At 47.6% G+C, this 4,676-nt stretch carries 5 protein-coding genes; 4 read left to right on the forward strand and 1 reads right to left on the reverse strand.

Annotation, left to right across the window (positions count from 1 at the left end):
* Nucleotides 1-268 precede the first annotated feature (268 nt).
* From J7545_RS00425 to J7545_RS00435, 3 genes are all read left to right on the forward strand, one after another.
* Nucleotides 269-1,537, forward strand: a complete 1,269-nt coding sequence (locus J7545_RS00425; protein ID WP_318698506.1) for a hydroxymethylglutaryl-CoA reductase — start codon at nucleotides 269-271, stop codon at nucleotides 1,535-1,537.
* Nucleotides 1,538-1,682: 145 nt separating this feature from the next.
* Nucleotides 1,683-2,975 (forward strand): glutamate-5-semialdehyde dehydrogenase, encoded by a 1,293-nt coding sequence (locus J7545_RS00430; RefSeq protein WP_318698507.1) that lies wholly within the window; start codon nucleotides 1,683-1,685, stop codon nucleotides 2,973-2,975.
* A 92-nt stretch (nucleotides 2,976-3,067) separates the two neighbouring features.
* Entirely contained in the window at nucleotides 3,068-3,904 is an 837-nt protein-coding gene (locus tag J7545_RS00435) for an ABC transporter permease (RefSeq protein WP_318698508.1), read from the forward strand.
* A 173-nt stretch (nucleotides 3,905-4,077) separates the two neighbouring features.
* Here the strand turns inward: J7545_RS00435 and J7545_RS23830 are convergent, their stop codons facing one another.
* Nucleotides 4,078-4,287 (reverse strand): HNH endonuclease, encoded by a 210-nt coding sequence (locus J7545_RS23830; protein ID WP_413038593.1) that lies wholly within the window; start codon nucleotides 4,285-4,287, stop codon nucleotides 4,078-4,080.
* Nucleotides 4,288-4,377: 90 nt separating this feature from the next.
* On the opposite strand from J7545_RS23830, the gene J7545_RS00440 reads away from it, so the two are divergent.
* Nucleotides 4,378-4,572 carry a hypothetical protein gene (locus J7545_RS00440; protein ID WP_318698509.1) on the forward strand — a complete coding sequence of 65 codons (195 nt, stop codon included), beginning with the start codon at nucleotides 4,378-4,380 and terminating at the stop codon, nucleotides 4,570-4,572.
* Nucleotides 4,573-4,676: the final 104 nt, after the last annotated feature.

The following is a 4,676-nucleotide window of genomic DNA, read 5'->3' on the forward strand; positions in this document are numbered from 1 at the left end:
AAATGGGGCATTTTTTCAATTACCACTCTCACCCACTTGCCATAGGTTTGAGGCACTTCCTTTCTCATTGCCTCCACCTCTTCATTACTCCTGTACCTCTTCATTCTCTCTCAATTCTTAAAATCATTCACTTGTAAGATCTCCCTATCCCCCCATCCCCAAGCGCTGTATTCCTTATAACGTCTATACTCTAGACTCATTTTTACCCCTTAAGTTCTGCAACTTATGCCTGAAACAATAACCATTAAACCTTCTCCCCCAAGCCATTATGTCTACCCCCCACCGTCAAGCCAACCAATATGTCCGAGAACTTCTAGAACAGAACCGCCTAACGGAACTCTCAGACAAACTGCTACCCAACCCTAAACCCTTACCCCGCAAATTTCGCGGAGCATTTCGCCTCAGTCGTCAACGGGTAGAACAGCATTGGAAGCAACTGGAGACTCTCCCAGAAACCCAAGCCAATTTATTAGATGGGCAAACGCTCTCTCAACTGGAAACTTATCAGTATAATATTGAAAACTTTATCGGTACAGTGAAACTTCCGGTGGGTATTGCTGGCCCCCTGCGGGTGAATGGACTGTTTGCTCAAGGGGATTATCATGTGCCTTTAGCCACTACTGAAGCAGCGCTAGTCGCCTCCTATTCGCGGGGATGCCAACTAATTTCCGAGGTAGGAGGATGTCAAGCATTATTACTCAATGAAGCGGTCAACCGCACTCCTGGATTTGCGTTTAGTACCTTGCAAGAGGTGGGCTTATTTTTGGCTTGGGTGGTAGGGGAACAGGAAACCTTTAAGCAAGAAGCAGAACAAACCACGCGCTACGGAAAACTAATCGATACTCGAATTACGGTAGAAGGCAATCATGTTTATCTGGATTTTCAGTTTACGACGGGGGATGCAGCGGGTCAAAATATGGTGACTTTGGCGACGGATGTCATTTGTCAGTATATCCTCAGCCAGAGTCCTGTGGCTCCCCAATATTGGTTTATTGAGGCTAATTTATCGGGGGATAAAAAGGCCAGCGCCCAATCATTTTCTGGAGTGCGCGGTAAAAAAGTAACAGCGGAAGTAAAAATACCAGCTAACTTAGTTGCCCAACGGTTGCACACCACTCCAGAACAAATGGTGAACTATTGGCGGATGTCAGCTTTGGGGGGAACGATGAGTGGGACGATAGGGATTCAAGGGCATTATGCCAATGGGTTGGCGGCGTTGTATATTGCTTGTGGTCAGGATGCCGCTTGTGTGGCGGAGTCTGCGGTGGGGGTAACGCGGTTTGAGTTAACCCTAGAGGGGGATTTATATGCGGCGGTGACGTTGCCAAATCTAATTGTGGGTACGGTAGGAGGAGGTACGGGGTTACCCAGTCAGCAGGCTTGTTTGCAGATTTTGGGGTTAGCGGGTGCGGGTAAGGCAAGGGCGTTTGCCGAGATGTGCGCGGGGTTGGCGTTGGCGGGAGAGTTGTCGATTATTGGGGCATTGTCTGCGGGAGAGTTTGTGCAGGCTCATGCTCGGTTGGCGCGGGAGCGTTGAAGAAGGACGGGGGGATGGGGAGACGCGGGGATGTGGTAGACTTTTGAGAACACTAGCCTCTTTGTTGAAGTAGAGGTAACTAAATTGTTTCGGCTGTCGCCGACCTGAAAATTATTAATTGTTAGATTGTTAATTTTAATTGCTCATGAGTTCTTCCACGTTAGTCGAATTGGCCCAGAAAACACGACAAGGGGCGCGTCAGTTAGCTGGATTGACGACAGAAGAGAAAAATCAGGCTATTGAGGCGATCGCCAAATCCTTAGAACAGGCTCTACCCGAAATTTTAGCAGCGAACCAAGCCGACTGTGAAGCGGCGATCGCCGCAGGCATTGCTAAACCCCTCTATCATCGTCTGAAATTGGATGAAACGAAGTTGAAAGGGAATATCGCTGGGGTGCGGGATGTACAAAAGTTACCCGATCCGGTGGGGACGGTTGAGATTCATCGAGAGTTGGATGAGGGTTTGGTTCTGAAACGGATCAGTTGTCCGTTGGGGGTTTTGGGGGTGATTTTTGAAGCGCGTCCTGAAGCAGCAATCCAGATTTCTACGTTGGCGATTAAGTCGGGAAATGGGGTGATTCTCAAGGGTGGAAAGGAAGCGATTCAGTCGTGTGAGGCGATTGTCAAGGCGATTCGACAAGGGTTATCGAAAACGGCGGTTAGCCCGGATGTGGTACAACTTTTGACCACCCGCGAAGAAACGGTGGCGCTGTTGAAGTTAGACCCATATGTGGATTTGATTATTCCTAGGGGTTCTAATTCTTTTGTCCGGTTTGTCCAGGAGAATACGAATATTCCCGTGTTGGGTCATGCCGATGGTATTTGTCACCTCTATCTGGATGAATCTGCGGATCTGGAAAAGGCGATCGCCATCACGGTCGATGCCAAAACCCAATATCCGGCTGCCTGTAATGCCATCGAAACCCTCTTAGTGCATCGCTCCTGCGCTCCGCAGATTCTTCACCCAGTTGCCCAAGCGCTACAAGATAAAGGGGTGAAATTACTTGGAGATGATGCAACGTCTGAAGGGTTAGGTATTCCCGCAGCCACAGAAGCGGATTGGTCTACAGAGTACAGCGATCTGATTTTAGCGATTAAACAGGTAGACTCTCTAGAGGAGGCAGTGGATCATATTAATACCTATGGATCGAAGCATACAGATGCGATCGTTACCGAAAACCCCCAAGCCGCGCAACTCTTCCTAAATCAAGTTGATGCTGCTGGCGTTTATCATAACTGTTCTACTCGCTTTGCCGACGGGTTCCGCTATGGTTTTGGTGCAGAAGTTGGCATCAGCACCCAACAAATGCCCCCACGCGGCCCTGTAGGATTAGAAGGGTTAATCACCTATAAATATCAAGTTACCGGTAACGGTCATATTTCCACTACCTACACTGGAGTGAATGCCAAACCCTTTACCCACAAAGAGCTAGGGTAGGGAGATAGGGAGATAGGAGGACACAAAAACGTAACAATTACTCCCTATTCCCCATTCCCTATTCCCTATTCCCCATTCCCCATTCCCTAACCATGACACAATCAATTCAACCCCCTGAAGAAACTATAATCCCTGACTCCTTGGGGTCTAAATCTAAATTTTCCTTTTCCTGGCAAATTGGGTTTACCGTGGTTATGTTTGGGTTTATGTACTTGCCCATTGCCGTCTTAGCCTTTTATAGTTTTAACCAATCTGCTTATAGTGCCAATTGGAAAGGGTTTACTTTTGATTGGTACATGAAGCTGTTCTCGGATGCCAGAATCCTATCCTCTCTGCAAAATAGCTTAATTGTTGCGTTTTGTGCCGTCGGTGCTTCAGCAATTTTGGGAACCCTGATGGCAGTGGGATTAGCCAAATATAAATTCCGAGGGAAATCCCTGTATTTGGGAGTATCTTATTTACCTTTGATTATTCCCGATATTGCGATCGCTGTTGCCACCCTTGTCTTCCTGGCTGTCTTTGCCATTCCCCTCAATCTGTGGACAATTGTAGCCGCCCACATCGTCTTTTGTCTCGCCTACATTGCCCTCGTCGTCTCCACCCGACTCGCTGATTTAGATCCGCATCTGGAAGAAGCAGCCCTAGACTTAGGCGCAACCCCCTTTAACGCCTTTATGCAAGTCCTCTTGCCCCAGTTATTACCGGGTATCGTCTCCGGTTGCCTCCTCGCTTTCGTCCTCAGTATGGATGATTTCCTCATTGCCAGTTTCACCGCAGGCAGTGGTTTTAACACCCTGCCCATGGAAATCTTTAGCCGTATCCGAACCGGCGTAAAACCCGATATTAACGCCTTAAGCGTAATCCTGATTGTTATGTCCGGATTAGTGGCATTCCTGGCAGAATTTTGGCGCTATAAGAGTGAAAAATAAACGGGAGTTAATTAACCTCTAGTTGTTACTCTGATTTTCTGGAGGAGGCGGTAATAAGGGTTGAAGTGATTGCAATACCGCAGGAAGATTAGGGGTCGAGATGGACGTTACCATCCATCCCTCCCATTCAGAACCGTGCATGAGACTTTCACCTCACACGGCTCCTGGCAAAATCAGTCCTTGTCATGGATACGGTTAAGACTTCCATCGCTGGTCGTCTTTTTATCGTGACAATGCTTATGTAACAATTGAAGGTTCTTTAGTTCATCCTTTCCGCCAAGAGACTTCGGGATTATGTGGTCTACTTCAGTTGGGTCTGTATCTGAAAAGTACATTCCGCAATAGTTACATTTACCATTTTGTTTGCTTAGGAGTTTCGTCACCCTTGTAGGGGTTCCGATGTAACTTCCCCTGCGTTTACTCCAATAAACCCAATCTCCATCGTATGGGGATTTTTCCGACCGAACCCATGTATGTCGTTTGATGAGCGTTTCTCTGTGGGTCAAGAGGCGATGACCTTCTTCTTCCCTTGTTTGAAACGTCCATTTTCCGTCTTTCCCATGGCTGAAGTATTTCCTCAGTTTCTGGTAACTGGCTTTGCCGGTTCTGCTTACCGTCCATGCTCTAAGTCTTTGCCCTTAAGGGGTGACAAGGAGGCTAAAAACTAGACTGTATAAGGGATAGAGCCTGTAGCCCTTGGGGAAAAAACCACCGCTTATGAGGTTTGCACTCCATTAATTCTTCAGCTAAAGAAGAGCCACATTGGAAGGAG

Source organism: Roseofilum sp. SBFL (assembly GCF_017746885.1).
In the GTDB taxonomy this organism is placed as follows: Bacteria; Cyanobacteriota; Cyanobacteriia; order Cyanobacteriales; family Desertifilaceae; genus Roseofilum.

Excerpts from the sequence above, each read along its gene's own strand:
- J7545_RS00425 (WP_318698506.1), top strand. The coding sequence starts at position 269 with ATGTCTACCCCCCACCGTCAAGCCAACCAATATGTCCGAGAACTTCTA.
- J7545_RS00440 (WP_318698509.1), top strand. The coding sequence starts at position 4,378 with ATGTCGTTTGATGAGCGTTTCTCTGTGGGTCAAGAGGCGATGACCTTC.
- J7545_RS00430 (WP_318698507.1), top strand. The coding sequence starts at position 1,683 with ATGAGTTCTTCCACGTTAGTCGAATTGGCCCAGAAAACACGACAAGGG.
- J7545_RS00435 (WP_318698508.1), top strand. The coding sequence starts at position 3,068 with ATGACACAATCAATTCAACCCCCTGAAGAAACTATAATCCCTGACTCC.